Source organism: Pseudomonas sp. LjRoot277, from assembly GCF_964253845.1.
Lineage (GTDB): Bacteria > Pseudomonadota > Gammaproteobacteria > Pseudomonadales > Pseudomonadaceae > Aquipseudomonas.
The window spans coordinates 1,636,682-1,655,479 of record NZ_CAXURI020000001.1 but is presented as its reverse complement, the minus strand read 5'-3'; the positions used below and the strand labels follow the sequence as shown (position 1 = coordinate 1,655,479).

Genomic DNA, 18,798 nt, shown 5'->3' with positions numbered 1-18,798 from the left:
AGAACAATAAACGGAGTACTTCAAGATGCTGTCCATGCAGCTACAGGCTTGCCCGCCTGCTCGCTTTTCCCGCTTCAGCCACACCGCCCTTACCTGTGCCGCCGCCCTCGCCGGCTTTTCGCCGTTGAGTCAGGCTGCCTTCTTCGAAGACAGTACGGCAACCTTCGAAACCCGCAACATGTATTTCAACCGCGACTTTCGCGACGGTACCAGCGCCCAGCAATCCAAGCGGGACGAATGGGCTCAGGGGTTCATGCTCAACCTGCAATCGGGTTACACCGACGGCACCGTGGGGTTCGGTGTCGATGCACTGGGTATGCTGGGGGTAAAACTCGATTCAAGTCCGGACCGCACCGGCACCGGCCTGTTGCCAACCCATGACGACGGCCGCGCGGCCGATGAGTACTCCAAGCTTGGCCTGACCGGCAAAGTGAAAATCTCCGCCACGGAACTTAAAATCGGCAGCCTGATTCCGGAACTGCCGATCCTCAAAGCCAACGACGGGCGCATTCTGCCGCAGACCTTTGAAGGCGGCCTGCTGACCTCCAAAGAGATCAAGAACCTGACCTTCACCGGCGGGCGCCTGGAGAAAGCCAAGGACCGCGACAGCACCGACTTCGAGGACATCGCCCTCAACAACAAGAACAGCCGCTTCGCTGGCACCGTAGCCGGCAAGCATTTCGACTTTGGCGGCCTGGACTACAAGTTCACCGACAAAATCACCGGCAGCTACCACTTCGCGCAACTTGATGAAGTCTACAACCAGCACTTCCTCGGTGTTGTCGCTTCGCAACCGTTCGGCCCCGGCACTTTCGGCACCGATCTGCGCCTGGCCATCAGTGATGACCAGGGCGAGGCCCGCGGCGGCAAGATCGACAACAAATCCCTCAACGGCTTGGTGAGCTACGCCTTGAGCGGGCATAAATTCAGCGCCGGCTATCAGCACATGTCCGGCGACAGCGCGTTCCCTTATGTCGATGGCAGTGACCCGTACCTGGTCAACTTCGTTCAGATCAACGACTTTGCCGGCGCCGAAGAACACTCCTGGCAGGCACGTTACGACTTTGACTTCGCCAGGCTTGGGGTTCCCGGCCTGAGTTTCATGAGCCGTTACGTGAGCGGTGACAACATCAAGCTCAAGAACGGTGACGAAGGCAAAGAGTGGGAACGCAACACCGAAATCAAATACGTCGTACAAAGCGGCGCGCTCAAGGATGTCGCCGTGCGCCTGCGTAATGCCACTTACCGTTCCAACTACTCCGCTCGCGATGCCGATGAAGTGCGTCTGCTGGTGAGCTATAGCGTTGCCCTTTGGTAATTCAGTACACCTATAACAACAACTCCCAAGGAGACTTGAATGAACCTATCAATGCGTAAAGTTGCTCTCACCGCCAGCGCCCTGCTGTTCGCCGGCCAATTGCTCGCCGAACCCAAACGCCCGGAATGCATCGCCCCGGCCTCGCCCGGCGGCGGTTTCGACCTGACCTGCAAACTGGCGCAAAGCGCGCTGGTCAACGAAAAACTGCTGACCAAACCGATGCGCGTGACCTACATGCCCGGCGGTGTTGGCGCGGTGGCGTACAACGCGGTGGTCGCCCAGCGTCCGGCCGATGCCGGCACGCTGGTGGCGTGGTCCAGCGGCTCGCTGTTGAACCTGGCCCAAGGCAAGTTCGGTCGTTTCGATGAAAACGCCGTGCGCTGGCTGGCCGCAGTTGGAACAAGCTACGGCGCCATCGCGGTGAAAAGCGATTCGCCCTACAAGACCCTGGACGATCTGGTTCAGGCGTTGAAGAAAGATCCGAGCAAAGTGGTGATCGGCTCCGGCGGCACCGTCGGCAGCCAGGACTGGATGCAGACCGCCCTGATCGCCAAGGCTGCCGGGATCAACCCGCGCGACCTGCGTTACGTCGCCCTCGAAGGCGGCGGTGAAATCGCCACCGCCCTGCTCGGCGGCCACATCCAGGTCGGCAGCACCGACATCTCCGACTCCATGCCGCACATCCAGAGCGGTGACATGCGCCTGCTGGCCGTGTTCTCCGAGAAGCGTCTGGACGAGCCGGAAATGAAAGACATCCCGACCGCCAAAGAGCAAGGCTACGACATCGTCTGGCCGGTGGTTCGCGGCTTCTACCTCGGGCCAAAGGTCAGCGACGAAGACTACGCCTGGTGGAAAGACGCTTTCGACAAGCTGCTGGCTTCCGAAGAGTTCGCCAAGTTGCGCGATCAGCGTGAACTGTTCCCGTTCGCCATGACCGGCCCGGAGCTGGACACCTACGTGAAAAAGCAGGTCGCCGATTACAAAGTGCTGGCCAAAGAGTTCGGCCTGATTCAGTGATCGCCTCTGTCTAGCGGCTGCGGCCCCCGTTCTGGAGGGCTGCGGCACAGGAGTTTCCCATGCTCTTACAACGCATTTTTGCTGCGGTGCTGTTGCTGGCCTGTGTTGGCCTGGCGCTGATGGCGTGGCCGTATCAAGCGGCATTTTCCTACGAACCGGTGGGGCCTCGAGCCTTTCCATTGTTGATGCTCGGCCTGATGGGGCTGGCTTTGCTGTACATGGTGTTTCGGCCGACGCCGATCGTGCACAGCGACGACGACCCGAAACTGGACCGCGAAACCCTGATCAAAATCGGCATCTGCGTGCTGCTGTTGCTGGTGTTCGCCGGGGCCTTCGAACCCCTTGGTTTCATCGTCGCCAGCATTCTGATCGGGATCCCTATGGCACGCCTGTATGGCGGCCGCTGGCTGCCCAGTACGGTGATCATCAGCCTGATGGCTATCGGTCTTTATCTGCTGTTCGACAAGGTGATGGACGTGCCACTGCCGCTGGGCGTGCTCGACGTTCTGGAGAACTGATATGGATACTCTTGGCTATTTGGGTCAGGGCTTCGGCGTCGCGCTGAGCCCGTATAACCTGGTAACCGCGCTATGCGGCACCCTGATCGGCACGGTCGTCGGGCTGTTGCCGGGCCTGGGCCCGATCAACGGCGTGGCGCTGTTGATCCCGATCGCATTCGCCCTCGGCCTGCCACCGGAGTCGGCGCTGATTCTGCTGGCGGCGGTGTACCTGGGCTGCGAATACGGCGGCCGGATCAGTTCGATCCTGCTGAACATTCCGGGCGAAGCCTCCACCGTCATGACCACCCTCGACGGTTACCCGATGGCCCGCAAAGGCCTGGCCGGTGTAGCACTGTCGTTGTCGGCGTGGAGTTCGTTCATCGGTGCGTTCATCGCCACCTGCGGCATGGTGCTGTTCGCCCCGCTGCTGGCGAAATGGGCGATTGCCTTTGGACCGGCAGAGTATTTCGTGCTGATGGTGTTCGCGATTGTCTGTCTCGGCGGCATGGCCGGCGACCGACCACTAAAGACCTTTATCGCCGCGCTGATCGGTTTGTTTCTATCGACCGTCGGGATCGATGCCAACAGCGGCGTATACCGTTTCACCGGGGATAACATCCATTTGACGGACGGCATTCAGTTCGTTGTGCTGGTACTGGGCTTGTTCTCCATCAGTGAAATCCTTCTGCTGCTGGAAAAAACTCATCGCGGCCAGGAAGCGGTGAAAGCCACCGGGCGCATGATGTTCAACTTCAAGGAAGCCTCGGCGGTGTTCGTGGTGAACATCCGTTGCGGTTTGCTGGGCTTCATCATGGGCGTGTTGCCGGGTGCCGGCGCGACGTTGGCCAGCGCTGTGGCCTACATGACCGAGAAACGTATCGCCGGCGCCAAGGGCACTTTCGGACAAGGCGACATGCGTGGCCTCGCGGCTCCGGAAACCGCTATCGGTGGCGCTGCCTGCGGTGCCCTGGTGCCAATGCTGACCCTCGGCGTTCCGGGCTCGGGTACCACGGCAGTGATGATCGGCGCGCTGTCGCTGTACAACATCACGCCGGGGCCGCTGCTGTTCCAACAGCAACCCGACATCGTCTGGGGCCTGATCGCTTCGTTGTTTGTCGCCAACATCATGCTGGTGATCCTCAACATCCCGATGATCCGCATCTTCACCCGCATCCTTGCCGTGCCGAACTGGGCGCTGGTGCCGGTGATCGCGATCATTACCGGGATCGGCGTCTACGCGGTGCACGCCACCACCTTCGACCTGTTCCTGATGATCGGTATCGGCATCTTCGGTTACATCCTGCGCAAGCTGGACTTCCCGTTGTCGCCGGTTCTGTTGGGCTTCATCCTTGGTGGCCTGATGGAGCAAAACCTGCGTCGCGCCCTGTCGATTTCCAACGGTGCGCTGGAAATCCTCTGGTCGAGCCCGATCACCTTCGGTGTCTGGGTGCTGACCGCGATCATGCTGCTAATGCCACTCCTGCGCATCTGGCGCAAACGTTCGGTCGCCCGGCGCGCAATCGCCGATGTTTGATCGAACACCCTTCAAAGCCTGGTGGGGAACCCCGCTGGTCGGTCTGCTGGGCGGTTACCTGGCCAGCCAGATCGGCTGGCCACTGCCGTGGATGGTCGGCTCGTTGCTGGCGATCATCCTGGTGCGTTGCCTGACACCCTGGCAATTGGCGGAAATCCCTGGCGGCCGCAAGTGCGGCCAGTGGATTGTCGGCATCGGGATCGGTCTGCATTTCACCCCGGTGGTGATGGAGCAGGTGCTGAGCCACTTCGGTTTGATCTTCTTCGGTGCGTTGGTCACCAGCCTGTCGGCCGTGGTCGGGGTCTGGTTGATGCGGCGCACCGGTGAAGACCGCGCGACCGCGTTCTTTTCCAGCATGCCGGGCGGCTCCGGGGAGATGGTCAACCTCGGCGCGCGTAACGGCGCGGTGCTCAGTCGTGTTGCGGCGGGGCAAAGTCTGCGGGTGTTGGTGGTGGTGCTGTGTGTGCCGGCGGCGTTCAAGTATTTGTTGGGTGACGGTGCGCCGCTGGCCCACGCCACTTCCGTTGACTGGCGCTGGCTGGCGTTTCTGTTTCCGGCGGGCGCCCTGCTCGCCTGGGGCTGGCAGCGGTTGCATCAACCCAATCCGTGGCTGTTCGGGCCGTTGCTGGTGAGTGCGGCGGTGAGTATTGGCTGGGATCTGCACATCAGTTTGCCCAACGGCGGCAGCCAGATCGGCCAATGGCTGATTGGCAGCGGGCTGGGGTGTCACTTCAATCGGCAGTTTTTCCGGCGTGCGCCGTCATTCATGGGGCGGACGTTGATTGGCACGGTGTTGACCATGTTGATCGCCACGTTGGCAGCATTGGGGTTGAGTGCGCTGACGCATCTGGATTTGCGTTCGCTGACGCTCGGCATGATGCCCGGCGGGATTGCGGAGATGAGCCTGACGGCAGAGACATTGCAGTTGTCGGTGCCGCTGGTGACAGCAATGCAGGTGATGCGGCTGTTGTTTGTGTTGTTTCTGGCGGAGCCGTTGTTCAAGTATTGGAACCGGCAACCGGATTCTGTCTAAAAGACCGAGTCGCCTGCTTCGCGAGCAAGCCCGCTCCCACACTGGATCTCTGGTGATCACAAATAGAGTGTTCACAGAGATCCAGTGTGGGAGCGGGCTTGCTCGCGAAGGGACCCTCCCGGTCTGCGCATCAAACTGGTGGCAACCGCCATTCGATCGGCGTTTCGCCATTCTGTTCCAGAAACTTGTTGGTTCGACTGAAGTGCCCGCACCCGAGGAAGCCACGATAGGCGGACAACGGTGACGGATGCACCGAGGTCAGCACCAGGTGTTTGGTGGCATCGATCAGTTTCTGCTTGCTCTGGGCATGCGCGCCCCACAGCAGGAACACCAGATGTGGCTGGTGTTCGCTGACCACTTCGATAATCCGATCGGTAAAGTGCTGCCAGCCTTTGCCCGCATGGGCGTTGGCGTTGGCGCGTTCCACGGTCATGGTGGTGTTGATCATCAGCACGCCCTGGTCGGCCCAGCTTTGCAGGCAACCGTGGGTCGGGATGTCGATGTTCAGGTCGCGTTTCAACTCCTTATAGATGTTCACCAGCGACGGCGGTGCCGGTACGCCTGGTTGCACCGAGAAGCACAAGCCATGGGCCTGTCCCGGACCGTGATACGGGTCCTGGCCGAGGATGACGACTTTGACTTTATCCAGCGGCGTCGAATTGAGCGCGTTGAAAATCATCGGTCCCGGAGGGTAGATTTCCTTGCCTGCCGCGCGCTCCTCTTGCAGGAAGTCGCGCAACTCTGCCATGTAGGGCTGGTCGAATTCGGCACGCAGTGCCTCCTTCCAGCTCGGTTCGAGTTTGATACGGTCGTCAGCAGTCATGGTTACATCCGGCAAAAACAATGGGGCGAACCCTAGGAAAGCCCATCACGCTTGTCAATTGATCTGACGCAGATCCGGCACTTTCCTGTACAGCGATCATACTGAACGCTCAAATTCCCGATCGAGGTCACGATGAATCTGCACTTCGAAGAACTCACTGGCACCGACGGCGCACGCATCGGAGTCGCCAGCCTGGATGCCGAAAAGTCCCTCAATGCCCTGTCCTTGCCGATGATCAACGCCTTGCGCGATCAACTGGACGTCTGGGCCAAAGAACCGCAAATCGTCTGCGTCGTGTTGCGCGGCAACGGCACCAAAGCCTTTTGCGCCGGTGGCGAAGTCCGCAGCCTGGTGGAAGCCTGTCGCGCCCATCCCGGCGAAGTGCCGCCGCTGGCCGCGCATTTCTTTGCGGCGGAATATCGCCTGGACTTCAATCTGCACACTTACCCTAAACCGCTGATCTGCTGGGGGCATGGCTATGTGCTCGGCGGCGGCATGGGGCTGCTGCAAGGGGCGGGCATCCGGATTGTCACGCCGAGCAGCCGCCTGGCGATGCCAGAGATCAGTATCGGTTTGTACCCGGATGTCGGGGCCAGTTGGTTTCTGTCGCGTCTGCCCGGCAAGCTCGGATTGTTTCTCGGCCTGACCGGCGCCCATATAAACGGTCGCGATGCGATCGATCTCGACCTGGCCGACCGTTTCCTGCTCGATGAACAGCAGGAAGAGCTGATGGAAGGCCTGCTGCAGTTGAACTGGCAGGAACAGACGCCGATGCAGCTGAACAGCCTGCTCAAAGCCCTGCAGCAGGAAGCCATCGCGCAAATGCCCGAAGCCCAGTGGTTACCGCGACGCCAGCAGATCGATGAGCTGCTGGATGTCAGTGACGTGCGCTGCGCCTGGAAGGCCATCAGCCAGCTGCGCGACAACACGGATCTGCTGCTCAGCCGTGCCGCGAAAACCATGAGCGAAGGCTCGCCCCTGACCGCTCATCTGGTGTGGGAGCAGATCGCCCGTGCCCGGCACATGTCGCTGGCGCAAGTCTTTCAGATGGAATACACCATAAGCCTCAACTGTTGCCGTCATCCTGAGTTCAGCGAAGGCGTGCGCGCACGGTTGATCGACAAGGATCAAAAACCGCATTGGCACTGGCCAGACATCAATAACCTGCCGGATGCAGTGGTAGAAGCGCATTTCCACAAGGCCTGGGAAGGCCGGCATCCTCTGGCCGATCTGTAGGAATACTGAAATCCGGGCATAAAAAAGCGGCGCTTCATGCGCCGCTTTTTTTACGAGTGTTTAACGGTGGCCGCCTCGGCCATCGTGATCGCCGCGACCGTTGTGGTAGCCCCTTTCGCCACGGTTGTCGCGTCCGCCATGGCCGCCGCGATAGTCGTTGTATCCACCGCGGTTACGGCCGTCCCAACCGCCACGGTTATGGCCATCCCAGCCGCGATTCTGATGAGCCCGGTAATCGGCTCGTGGTGACGACTGGTAATAGCGTGGTGCCGGTTGATAAACCCGCGGTTGGTAGTAATACCGCGGCGTTGGCTGGTAGTACCGAGCTGGCGGTGCGTAGTACCGGCGTGGTTGCGTGTAATAACCGCCGCCGCCTGCATAGTAAGGTCCGCCGTCATAATAGGCTGGCGAGGTATAGACCTCGGAACTGTAGTAGCTGGCTCCTCCATCGGAATAGGGCACGCATGCACCAAGAGACAATCCCAATACAGCAATCAGAAGAATTCGCAGATACATGGCGGCCTCCTGGACCGCGAGTGAGCCACACCAGCGACGCTGGCAGGCGACAGTCAATTATTCGGTGACTGTCGAAAGATCAGACATCGTTTTCCAAATCTGGTGCGTTCCTGAAACAGATTGAAACAAGTCGCCGATGAAAGGTTTTTCATCCATTCACCCGCTGATTAATGGTGGCCACCGCGATATCCACCACCGTAATGACGTGGCCCGTGCCCGCCCCAATAGTAGTAGCGATAGCCACCATAAAAGCGCGGTCCGGAGTAATAGCGCGGTCCGTAATAGTAGGAATAGGGTGAATAGCCGGGGTAGTAATAAGGCTCGGAGTACACATCGTAGCCACCGGCGTAGTAATAGCAGCCGGACAGCCCCAGACCGAGAACCATAGCGAACAACAGTCGACGAAACATGGCGGCCTCCTGAAAGACCCACAACCGGAACAGGCCGGCTGACACCTGTTTTGACTGGCAATGCTGCGCCGAGTGCCGAGCCGCCTGGACCTTCAGATCAGCGGCCGACCCGATCCATTGCGGTGCACCCATGCACCATCACAAGGCAACGCCGCCATCTCTCCCCAACGCGTCAATTGCGTAATCGCCCACGCTAGAGCGCTCAAGCCGACTTGGCACGGCTCTCGCTTTAGCAAAGACGTGCAGGAGTCATCACAGGTTCGCGGCACCACAATTTGCAATGGCTGACTAGGGTTCCGGCTCGCTAAGGCGAGTGGCTGGTCCGAGAGTTGGCGACCTCCAGTTGAGGTTACACGGCGGGATAAAAGCCCGGGAGACAAGCCACCGTTCACGGTGCCGCGTTGACTCCTGCCCGCCCTTGATCAACTGGAGAACCACCATGCTCAAGCTTCGTTTACCCGCCCTGCTCGCCGCTGCATTCGCAGCCTTCGTGAGCGTCTCGTCCCAGGCCGCACAAAAAGACCACTTCAGCGTCTGCTGGACCATCTACGCCGGTTGGATGCCGTGGGAGTACGCCGGCAGCCAAGGCATCGTCGACAAATGGGCGAAGAAGTACGGCATCAAGATCGATGTCGTGCAGCTCAATGACTACGTCGAATCCATCAACCAATACACCGCCGGCCAGTTCGATGGCTGCACCATGACCAACATGGATGCGCTGACCATTCCGGCGGCCGGTGGCCGTCGACAGCACCGCGCTGATCGTCAGCGATTTCTCCAACGGCAACGACGGCATCGTGCTCAAGGGCGACGGCAAGAAAGTCACCGACCTCAAAGGCATGGACGTCAATCTGGTGGAGCTCTCTGTCTCCCACTACCTGCTGGCCAGGGCGCTGGATTCGGTCGATCTCACCGAGAAAGACCTGAAAGTGGTCAACACCTCCGACGCCGACATCTCGGCGGCCTTCAACACCGATCAGGTCAACGCTGTCACCACCTGGAACCCGATGCTTTCGGACATCAAGGCCAAGCCTGCAGTGACCGAAGTGTTCAACTCCAGCCAGATCCCCGGCGAAATCATGGACATGATGGTGGTCAACTCATCGACCCTCAAAGACAACCCGGCCCTGGGCAAAGCGCTGACCGGCGCCTGGTTCGAAGTGGTGGAGTTGATGAACGCCAAAAACGCCGCCAGCAAAACCGCGCTCGAACACATGGCCAAAGCTTCCGGCACCGATCTGGCTGGTTTCCAGTCGCAACTGGACACCACCAAATTGTTCGCCACACCCAAAGAAGCCCTGGCGTTCTCCACCAGCAAGCAACTGCCGGAAACCATGCGCAAAGTCGCCGAGTTCTCGTTCCAGCACGGCTTGCTGGGTGAAGGCGCCAAGGACACCAGCGCGGTCGGCATGGCGTTCGCCAACGGCGTGACCAGCGGCGACAAGACCAACCTCAAGCTGCGCTTCGACCCGACCTACGTGCAGATGGCCGCCGACGCCAAGCTGTAATCAGGAGGACCTGGCCATGCGCCTGATCAATCGCTACCCGGATCGTCCAAGTCGCCTGCTGTTGGTGATCCTGCCGTTCGCCCTGGTGCTGTTCGCCTACTTCATGGGCTCGGCCGAGCGGCTGACGGACAACCCCAATGACAAGCTGCTGCCGAGCGCCGTGCAGATGACCGACGCGGTGAAACGCCTGGCGTTCACCGCCGACACCCGCACCGGTGAATACCTGTTGTGGCAAGACACCGCGTCCAGCCTGCGACGCCTGGCCATCGGCCTCGGCATCAGTGCGCTGGCCGGGCTGTGCCTGGGCATCGCCGCCGGTACCCTGCCGCTGTTTGGCGCGCCGTTGTCGCCGTTGCTGACGGTGCTTTCGATGGTGCCGCCGCTGGCGATTCTGCCGATTCTGTTCATCGTGTTCGGTCTGGGGGAATTGTCGAAAGTGATGCTGATCGTGATCGGCATCACTCCGTGTCTTGCTCGCGATCTGGAGCAACGCGCCCGGGAAATTCCCGTGGAGCTGCTGATCAAGGCCCAGACCCTCGGCGCTTCGACCTGGACGCTGATGCTGCGCGTGGTGCTGCCGCAACTGTTGCCACGCTTGTTGATCTCGCTGCGGCTGATGCTCGGTTCGGCGTGGTTGTTCCTGATCGCCGCCGAAGCCATCGCCTCCACCGACGGCCTCGGTTACCGGATTTTCCTGGTGCGTCGCTATCTGGCGATGGACGTGATTCTGCCGTACGTGATCTGGATCACCCTCCTCGCCTGGCTGATGGACTGGGGTCTCAAGCGCCTGACCCAACGTGCTTTCCCTTGGTATGAAGGAGTACGGGCATGAGCTTCATCACGGTAAGAAACGTCTGGCAGAAATACGCTGATCAGGTGGTGCTAGAAGGGCTGAACCTGAGCGTTAACGAAGGTGAGTTTTGCACCTTGGTTGGTGCATCGGGTTGCGGCAAGTCGACCTTCCTGCGGCTGCTGCTCGGGCAGGAGCGCGCCAGTCGCGGCGAGATTCTGCTGGATGGCCAGGCCTTGGCCGGCGAGCCGGATGCCAGCCGTGGCGTGGTGTTCCAGCGCTACTCGGTGTTCCCGCACCTGACTGTGCTGGACAACGTCGCCCTCGGTCTCGAACTGCCACGTTCGCCTCTGCTCGGACGCTTGTTCGGCAGCGCTAAAAAAGACGCACGCGAACAAGCCTCAGTGCTGCTACACAAAGTCGGCCTCGGCCACTCGCTGGACAAGTACCCGGCGCAGCTTTCCGGCGGCATGCAACAACGACTGGCGATTGCCCAGGCGCTGATCATGAAGCCTCGGGTGTTGCTGCTCGACGAGCCATTCGGCGCCCTCGATCCAGGCATCCGCAAGGACATGCACGGTCTGCTGCTGGAACTGTGGCGCGAGACGCAACTGACGGTGTTCATGGTCACCCACGACCTGTCCGAAGGCTTCAGCCTCGGCACGCGCCTGTTGGTGTTCGACAAGGTCCGCGTCGACCCGCATGCCCCCGGCGCCTATGGCGCACGCATCACCTACGACATCCCTTTGAACAGCGACCGCCGCGCCCATCGCGCCGCCGTCGACGCCTTGCCGGCTGAGCTGGCAGGCACGCTTCGTACCGCTTAAGAGGATTTTCATATGACTGATTCGACCCAACTGTTCCCGCCCTTCGCCGAAGAAATGCTCCCCGGCGGCGGCCATCGCTCCTTCGTCTTGAAGCGCGGCCAATTGCTGCGCCTGACCGACCTGCGCGGTGGCGCCAACGTCAGCCTGACGCTGCTCAACGCCAATGAAAAAACCGAACGCCTGAACCTGCCCGACAGCCTCAAATGCCAACACACCGCCAAACTCACCACCGGCCATTGCCTGTATTCGGACATGGGCCGCGTGCTGGCGGCGATCACTGCCGACACTTGCGGCTGGAGCGACAGCCTCGGTGGTGTGCTCTGCGCTGAAGAGGTCGCAGAAAAATACGGTCAGGGCCGCTATCAGGAACTGCGCAACGGCTTCTTCCGCAACGGCACCGACAACCTGTTGGTGGAGTTGGGCAAGTGGGGGGTGGGCCTGTCCGATTTGCTGATGACGCTCAATCTGTTCAGCCGCGTGAACGTCGATGAGGCCGGGCATTTCCACTTTGTCGAAGGCAACTCCAAGGCCGGTGACTACATCGAGTTGTATGCGCCGATGGACACGCTGGTGGTGCTCACCGCCCTGCAACATCCGATGGACCCTTCGCCTGAATACGCACCGAAACCATTGAAGTTGAGCTGGATGAACGCCGACGCCAGCGTCGCCGAACACTGCCGCACCTCGCGCCCGGAAAACGAGCGCGGCTTCATCAACACCGACCGTCTGTTCGCCTGAGGATCGCTGCCATGTCACTTGCATTCGCTACTGCTCAACAGTTGCCCGAAACCGCGGTCTACCGCGCCACCATCCCGGCCGGCGAACCGTGGCTGATGGAGGTCAAGGCCGGCCAGACCTTGCGCATCCTCGACCTGGAAGGCAATCAGGCCGTCGACACCTTGTTCTACAGCGTTGCCAATCCGAAGGAACGCTATGACGTGCAACGTACGTTGCGCCGGCAGAACAGCGTCTACCTGAGCACCGGCAGCGTGCTCTATTCCAACCTCGGCAAACCGATGTTGACCATCGTCGCCGACACCTGCGGCCGTCACGACACCCTCGGCGGCGCTTGTGCACAAGAGAGCAACACCGTGCGTTATGCGCTGGAGAAACGCTATATGCACAGCTGTCGCGACAACTACCTGCGCGCCTGCGTTCACGATGGACGACTGGGCAAGGGCGACATCGGGCCGAACATCAACTTCTTCATGAACGTGCCGGTCACGGCGGATGGCCGGCTGACGTTTGAAGACGGCATTTCGGCGCCGGGCAAGTACGTCGACCTGCGGGCCGAGATGGACGTGATCGTACTGATCTCCAACTGCCCTCAACTGAACAACCCGTGCAACGCCTACAACCCCACACCTGCGGAGCTGCTGGTATGGAACTGAAATTCGTGCGGTTGCGTAGATGGTTATTCACCCTGTGCCAGGCCCGTTCAGGCCAGTGCCTCAAACAGCCAAAACACCACTGAAACCTGTGGGAGCGGGCTTGCTCGCGAAGGGGCCGTCACATTCAACATTAATGTCGACTGACACTCCGTCTTCGCGAGCAAGCCCGCTCCCACAGGGGTTCGGTGGTGTTTTGGAGTGAACTGATTCTGCCGTCGGGGACGACCCTGGCGCTTATCGAAAAACTGCGGGACGGCCCGCATCCCAGGTCGAGGCTGATGCGCTATCGCCTCCAGGGGTTATGCCATGTTCGAAAAAGTCCTGATTGCCAACCGTGGCGCCATTGCCTGCCGCATCCTGCGCACCCTGCGTGAATTGCAGGTCAAAGGCGTCGCCGTGTATTCCGAAGCCGATGCCGCCAGCCTGCACATTTTGCAAGCCAACGAAGCCCACAGCCTCGGTGAAGGCGCAGCCGCCGGCACCTATCTGGCCGTCGAAAAAATCCTCGCCATCGCCAAATCCACGGGCGCCACGGCGATCCATCCCGGCTATGGTTTTCTCTCGGAAAACGCCGCGTTCGCCGAGGCCTGCGAAGCCGCCAACATCGCCTTCATCGGCCCGACGCCAGAGCAGCTGCGAGTGTTCGGCCTCAAGCACACCGCGCGCGCCTTGGCCAAGCGACACGGCGTACCGATGCTCGAAGGCACCGAGTTGCTCGACAGCCTCGACGCGGCGCTGATTGCCGGCGAACAAGTCGGCTACCCGGTGATGCTCAAAAGCACCGCCGGCGGTGGCGGCATCGGCATGCGCGTGTGCCGCAGCGCTGCCGAATTGAGCGAGTCCTTTGAGGCCGTCAAACGCCTCGGCCAGAACAACTTCAGCGACGCCGGAGTGTTCATCGAGAAATACATCCAGCGCGCCCGTCATCTGGAAGTCCAGGTGTTCGGCGACGGCCGGGGCGAAGTGATTGCCCTCGGCGTGCGCGACTGCTCGGTGCAGCGGCGCAACCAGAAAGTCCTCGAAGAAACCCCGGCGCCGAACCTCCCCGAGGGAATGGCTGAAGAGCTGTGTGCGGCGGCGATCAAACTGGCGAAAGCGGTGAACTACCGCAGCGCCGGCACCGTTGAATTCGTCTTCGACAGCGAGGCTCAGCGTTTCTACTTTCTCGAAGTGAACACCCGTTTGCAGGTGGAGCACGGCGTCACCGAGCAAGTCTGGGGCGTGGATCTGGTGCGTTGGATGGTCGAACTGGCGGCCGGGGATTTGCCTCCGTTGAGCACGTTGAGCCAAGGCTTGAAAGCCTGCGGCCATGCGATTCAGGCACGGCTTTATGCCGAAGATCCGGGGCGCGATTTTCAGCCGAGCCCAGGGTTGCTGACCGCCGTGAACTTCCCCGCCGCCGATGGCAAACACCTGCGCATCGACACGTGGGTCGAGGCCGGTTGCGAGATCCCACCGTACTTCGATCCGATGATCGCCAAGGTCATCAGTTGGGCGCCGACCCGCGAAGAAGCCGCTGCCGATTTGCATCAGGCATTGGGCGACAGCCTGCTCTATGGGGTGGAAACCAACCGTGATTATTTGCGGCAGATTTTGCTCGATGCGCCCTTCGCCAGCGGTCAGCCGTGGACCCGTTGCCTGGAAGGTTTGGTGTATCAGGCCAACACGTTTGAAGTGCTCAGCGCGGGCACTCAGACCAGCGTTCAGGACTATCCCGGTCGCCTCGGTTACTGGGCCGTGGGCGTGCCGCCGTCGGGGCCGATGGACAGTCGCGCGTTGCGTTCGGGCAATCGTCTGCTGGGCAACGACGAAGGTGCCGCGGCGCTGGAAATCACCATGAGCGGGCCGTTGCTGCGCTTCAATTGCGATGCGGTTGTGGCGGTCACAGGTGCGGTGATTCCATTGACGCTGAACGGTGAAGCCGTGCCGATGAACACCGCGCTGCTGGTTCCGGCGGGGGCGACGTTGAGCCTCGGCACGATTGCCGGAGCAGGCGCCCGCAGCTATCTGTGCCTACGTGGTGGCCTGCAAGTTCCGGATTATCTGGGCAGCAAAAGCACCTTCACCCTCGGCCAGTTTGGTGGGCATGGCGGGCGTGCATTGCGGGCGGGCGACGTGTTGCATCTCCCTGCTTTGAACGACCGCTGCGCCGGTCAACAACTGGCTGAAGAACAGGTCACCGAGTTGCCCGTTCTGCGGCAGATTCGGGTGATCTACGGCCCTCATGGCGCACCGGAATACTTCACCGAAAACTACATCGGCACCTTCTTCGCCACCCAGTGGGAAGTACATTTCAACTCCAGCCGAACCGGTGTGCGGTTGATCGGACCGAAGCCTGAATGGGTGCGTGCCGATGGTGGCGAGGCGGGTCTGCATCCGTCGAATATCCATGACAATCCGTACGCCATCGGTGCGGTGGATTTCACCGGTGACATGCCGGTAATCCTCGGTCCCGACGGCCCTAGCCTCGGCGGGTTTGTCTGCCCGGTGACGGTGATCGAGGCGGATCTTTGGCAGCTGGGCCAGCTCAAGGCTGGGGACAAAGTGCAGTTCCTCCCGGTCGATCTCAAGACCGCCCGCAACCTCGCCCTGAAATGGAATACCCCCTGTGGGAGCGGGCTTGCTCGCGAAAGCGGTATGTCAGGTACATCAATGTCGACTGACACGGCCTCTTCGCGAGCAAGCCCGCTCCCACAGGGGATTGTGTCGCCCGTGGTGTTGGATTTGGGTCAGGGGAATACGCGGCTGGTTGCGAGACTGTCAGGCGACACTCATCTGCTGCTTGAAATCGGTGCACCCGAACTTGACCTGGTCCTGCGCTTCCGCGCCCACGCCTTGATGCAAGCACTGGAAAGCCAAAACCTGCACGGCGTTATCGACCTGACACCGGGCATCCGCTCGCTGCAAGTGCACTACCAACCCGAACAACTGCCGCTGGCCGATCTGCTCGGCATCGTTGCCGGCGAATGGGACGCCGTGTGCGCCGCCAAGGACCTGCAAGTGCCCTCGCGCATCGTTCATCTGCCGCTGTCCTGGGACGACCCGGCCTGCCAGTTGGCGATCGAAAAATACATGACCACCGTGCGCAAGGACGCCCCGTGGTGCCCAAGCAATCTGGAGTTCATCCGCCGCATCAACGACCTGCCAAACCTCGACGAAGTGCAGCGCACGGTGTTCGACGCCAGCTACCTGGTGATGGGCCTGGGCGACGTCTACCTCGGTGCACCGGTCGCCACGCCACTCGATCCGCGTCATCGTTTGGTGACCACCAAATACAACCCGGCCCGCACCTGGACCGCAGAAAACTCGGTGGGCATCGGTGGTGCTTACCTGTGCGTGTACGGCATGGAAGGCCCTGGCGGTTATCAGTTCGTCGGCCGCACTTTGCAGATGTGGAATCGCTATCGCGAGGTCGCCGTATTCGATGGCAAACCGTGGTTGCTGCGCTTCTTTGACCAGATCCGTTTCTACCCGGTCAGTGCCGATGAATTGCTGCGCATTCGACGGGATTTCCCACTCGGGCGCTTCGATCTGAACATCGAGCACAGTCAGCTGAATCTGGCGGATTACCAAGCCTTCCTGACGAAGGAAGCCGAGAGCATTGCCGCGTTTCGCGATCAGCAAAAAGGCGCGTTCAACGCCGAGCGCGAGCGCTGGATCGCCAGTGGCCAGGCGCATTTCGATAGCGAAGAACGGGTCCCGGAAGTGACCGAGGACGCACCGCTGGCCAGCGGTCAACAGAGCGTCGACAGCCACATCGCCGGCAACCTTTGGCAGGTTCAGGTTGAAACCGGCAGCCGGGTTGCCGCGGGTGATGTGCTGGTGATTCTGGAGTCGATGAAGATGGAAATCCCAGTGCTCGCACCCATGGCCGGTGTGGTACGCGAGATTCGCGTGCAACCGGGTTCGGCAGTGCGCGCCGGACAGCGCGTCGTGGTGCTGGAACTTGAGTGAACCCATTTTGAAAAGGATTAACGCCATGAACATCAATCTGCAACTCGACGCCCTGCGCGGCGCTTATCGCGTCGGCAACATCACACCTCGGCAACTGCTGCTGAACCTGCACGATAAAGCCGCGGCGCTGAACCCGGATTATCACCTGTTCATCCACTTGCTCAGTGTTGAAGAACTGGAACCGTACCTCGCCGCACTCGACGGTCACGATATCGAAAGCCTGCCGCTGTACGGCGTGCCGTTCGCGATCAAGGACAACATCGACCTGGCGGGCATTCCGACGACCGCGGCGTGCCCTGCATTTGCCTACGTGCCGGAGCGTTCGGCGACCGTCGTCGAGCAATTGCTGGCGCTGGGGGCGATTCCGTTGGGCAAGACCAATCTTGATCAATTCGCCACCGGGCTTAATGGCAGTCGCTCACCGTATGGCGCGTGCCCGAACAGCGTGTTGCCGGAGTATCCGTCGGGCGGTTCCAGCGCCGGCTCTTCACTGGCGGTGGCGCTCGGCGTGGCGAGTTTTTCCCTGGGCACGGACACGGCGGGTTCCGGGCGTGTGCCGGCGGCGCTGAACAATCTGGTGGGGTTGAAAGCCAGCAAAGGGTTGATCTCAACGGCCGGTGTGGTTCCGGCCTGCCGCACCCTCGATTGCGTGACCACGTTCACCGCGACTGCTCGGGAAGCCAGTCAGTTGCTCGCGCTCACTGCGCACCTTGATCCCCGCGATGAATACAGCCGTAGCAATCCGTTGTGGAATGACGGCTCGGCGTTTGGTGCGCCTCGCCCCTTCCGCTTTGGCGTGCCGCGTGCTCAGGATCTGGAGTTCTTCGGCTGCCCTGAAGGCCCGCTGTTGTTTGGTGATGCCATCGATCAGCTCAAGGCTTTGGGCGGTGAAGCTGTAGAACTGGATTTGTCGCCGTTCCTTGAAGCGGCGCGGTTGCTCTATGAAGGGCCGTGGGTGGCTGAGCGCTACAGCGTCGCCGGCGAATTGATGGAGCAAAATCCTGAAGCTGTACTGCCAGTGATTCGCGCGGTGCTGGCCAAGGCGCCAGCGGTGAACGGCGTGCAAACCTTCCGCGCCCAGTACCGGCTTCAAGCCCTGAAAGCCCTGTGCGACCAGGCGCTGGACGGCCTCGACTGCGTGCTCACACCCACCCTCGGCCGCCCCGTCACGCTGGCGGAACTGGACGCCGAACCGGTGCTGCGCAATTCGGAACTGGGCTACTACACCAACTTCATGAACCTGCTCGATTACGCCGCCGTCGCCGTGCCCAGCGGTTTCATGGGTAATGGTTTGCCTTGGGGCGTGACGTTGTTCGGACGGGCATTCACTGATCAGTATTTATTGGGTGTGGCGGATGCGTTGCAGCGCCAGCAAGGTTTGCTCGCGCCTGCGCCGACGGCTGCCGCGCGTAATGACCGGGCGCGGTTGGTGGTGTGTGGTGCGCATCTGGATGGGTTGGCGCTGAATTGGCAGCTCAAGCAGCGCGGGGCTCGACTGGTCGAGACGACGTTCAGCTCGCCGGACTATCAACTGTATGCCTTGGCCGGTGGTCCACCGTTTCGCCCCGGGATGGTTCGTGTGAAGGATGGGGGTGTGGCGATTGCCGTGGAGGTTTGGGAACTGCCGAGCCGTGAGTTGGGTTCGTTTTTGACCGGGATACCGGCACCGCTGGGATTGGGCAAGGTGCAATTGGCGGATGGCCGTTGGGAGAGTGGGTTTATTTGTGAGGCGTATGGGTTGGAGGGGGCAGTGGACATTAGTCACCTTGGTGGATGGCGTGCGTATCTTGAGACTCGTGTCTGAGCCGGAATCGCGCCCTCACCCTAACCCTCCCGAAACGTCGGACCGCCCGTAGGGAGAGGGGACTGACCGAGGTGCTTGAACGAAATGCTGCGACCTGAAATTTCGAAGTCGAACTCAGGTTTGAGAAGCATGGAGAT

General features: G+C 60.9%; 15 protein-coding genes, 1 pseudogene and 1 riboswitch. Of the genes and pseudogenes, 13 read left to right on the top strand and 3 right to left on the bottom strand.

Annotation, left to right across the window (positions count from 1 at the left end; translation table 11 throughout):
- The first annotated feature begins 25 nt into the window (after nt 1-25).
- The 5 genes from ACSQ87_RS07880 to ACSQ87_RS07860 are packed head-to-tail and all read left to right on the top strand — an operon-like array spanning nt 26 to nt 5,402.
- Entirely contained in the window at nt 26-1,318 is a 1,293-nt protein-coding gene (locus tag ACSQ87_RS07880; protein WP_223432997.1) for an OprD family porin, read from the top strand.
- 39 nt (nt 1,319-1,357) lie between these two features.
- Complete coding sequence (locus ACSQ87_RS07875) at nt 1,358-2,335, top strand: Bug family tripartite tricarboxylate transporter substrate binding protein (protein WP_150654967.1); 978 nt, start codon at nt 1,358-1,360, stop codon at nt 2,333-2,335.
- A 59-nt stretch (nt 2,336-2,394) separates the two neighbouring features.
- Entirely contained in the window at nt 2,395-2,853 is a 459-nt protein-coding gene (locus ACSQ87_RS07870; RefSeq protein ID WP_223432996.1) for a tripartite tricarboxylate transporter TctB family protein, read from the top strand.
- 1 nt (nt 2,854) lies between these two features.
- Nucleotides 2,855-4,369 (top strand): tripartite tricarboxylate transporter permease, encoded by a 1,515-nt coding sequence (locus tag ACSQ87_RS07865; RefSeq protein ID WP_223432995.1) that lies wholly within the window; start codon nt 2,855-2,857, stop codon nt 4,367-4,369.
- On the top strand, nt 4,362-5,402 hold the full coding sequence (locus tag ACSQ87_RS07860) for an AbrB family transcriptional regulator (RefSeq protein ID WP_223432994.1): 1,041 nt from the start codon (nt 4,362-4,364) through the stop codon (nt 5,400-5,402). The genes ACSQ87_RS07865 and ACSQ87_RS07860 overlap by 8 nt, the downstream gene beginning before the upstream one ends.
- Nucleotides 5,403-5,532: 130 nt before the next feature.
- On the opposite strand, the gene ung is transcribed toward ACSQ87_RS07860, so the two are convergent.
- Nucleotides 5,533-6,225: a uracil-DNA glycosylase gene (ung, locus tag ACSQ87_RS07855; RefSeq protein ID WP_134097792.1), complete on the bottom strand. Its 693-nt coding sequence runs from the start codon at nt 6,223-6,225 to the stop codon at nt 5,533-5,535.
- A 132-nt stretch (nt 6,226-6,357) separates the two neighbouring features.
- On the opposite strand from ung, the gene ACSQ87_RS07850 reads away from it, so the two are divergent.
- Nucleotides 6,358-7,461: an enoyl-CoA hydratase/isomerase family protein gene (locus ACSQ87_RS07850; RefSeq protein ID WP_223432993.1), complete on the top strand. Its 1,104-nt coding sequence runs from the start codon at nt 6,358-6,360 to the stop codon at nt 7,459-7,461.
- Between the two features lie 60 nt (nt 7,462-7,521).
- On the opposite strand, the gene ACSQ87_RS07845 is transcribed toward ACSQ87_RS07850, so the two are convergent.
- Together ACSQ87_RS07845 and ACSQ87_RS07840 are read right to left on the bottom strand one after the other, a co-directional pair.
- The gene (locus ACSQ87_RS07845) at nt 7,522-7,977 is read right to left on the bottom strand and encodes a hypothetical protein (RefSeq protein WP_223432992.1); all 456 of its coding nucleotides are present in this window, start codon (nt 7,975-7,977) and stop codon (nt 7,522-7,524) included.
- Nucleotides 7,978-8,144: 167 nt separating this feature from the next.
- On the bottom strand, nt 8,145-8,387 hold the full coding sequence (locus ACSQ87_RS07840) for a hypothetical protein (RefSeq protein WP_150654960.1): 243 nt from the start codon (nt 8,385-8,387) through the stop codon (nt 8,145-8,147).
- A 277-nt stretch (nt 8,388-8,664) separates the two neighbouring features.
- A riboswitch (guanidine-I (ykkC/yxkD leader) is annotated at nt 8,665-8,765 on the top strand.
- Nucleotides 8,766-8,826: 61 nt separating this feature from the next.
- On the opposite strand from ACSQ87_RS07840, the pseudogene ACSQ87_RS07835 reads away from it, so the two are divergent.
- The 7 genes and pseudogenes from ACSQ87_RS07835 (at nt 8,827) to atzF (ending at nt 18,661) form a co-directional block, all read left to right on the top strand.
- A pseudogene (locus tag ACSQ87_RS07835) lies at nt 8,827-9,895 on the top strand (putative urea ABC transporter substrate-binding protein).
- A gap of 16 nt (nt 9,896-9,911) precedes the next feature.
- The gene (locus ACSQ87_RS07830) at nt 9,912-10,727 is read left to right on the top strand and encodes an ABC transporter permease (protein WP_223432990.1); all 816 of its coding nucleotides are present in this window, start codon (nt 9,912-9,914) and stop codon (nt 10,725-10,727) included.
- The gene (locus ACSQ87_RS07825) at nt 10,724-11,512 is read left to right on the top strand and encodes an ABC transporter ATP-binding protein (protein WP_223432989.1); all 789 of its coding nucleotides are present in this window, start codon (nt 10,724-10,726) and stop codon (nt 11,510-11,512) included. Before ACSQ87_RS07830 ends, ACSQ87_RS07825 begins: the two co-directional genes overlap by 4 nt.
- Before the next feature lie 12 nt (nt 11,513-11,524).
- Nucleotides 11,525-12,250, top strand: a complete 726-nt coding sequence (locus ACSQ87_RS07820) for an urea amidolyase associated protein UAAP1 (RefSeq protein WP_436273576.1) — start codon at nt 11,525-11,527, stop codon at nt 12,248-12,250.
- 11 nt (nt 12,251-12,261) lie between these two features.
- A complete protein-coding gene (locus tag ACSQ87_RS07815) occupies nt 12,262-12,903 on the top strand; it encodes an urea amidolyase associated protein UAAP2 (protein WP_223432987.1) in 642 nt (213 codons plus the stop codon).
- 306 nt (nt 12,904-13,209) lie between these two features.
- Nucleotides 13,210-16,857, top strand: a complete 3,648-nt coding sequence (gene uca / locus ACSQ87_RS07810) for an urea carboxylase (RefSeq protein ID WP_223432986.1) — start codon at nt 13,210-13,212, stop codon at nt 16,855-16,857.
- A 25-nt stretch (nt 16,858-16,882) separates the two neighbouring features.
- Nucleotides 16,883-18,661 carry an allophanate hydrolase gene (atzF, locus tag ACSQ87_RS07805; protein ID WP_223432985.1) on the top strand — a complete coding sequence of 593 codons (1,779 nt, stop codon included), beginning with the start codon at nt 16,883-16,885 and terminating at the stop codon, nt 18,659-18,661.
- Nucleotides 18,662-18,798: the final 137 nt, after the last annotated feature.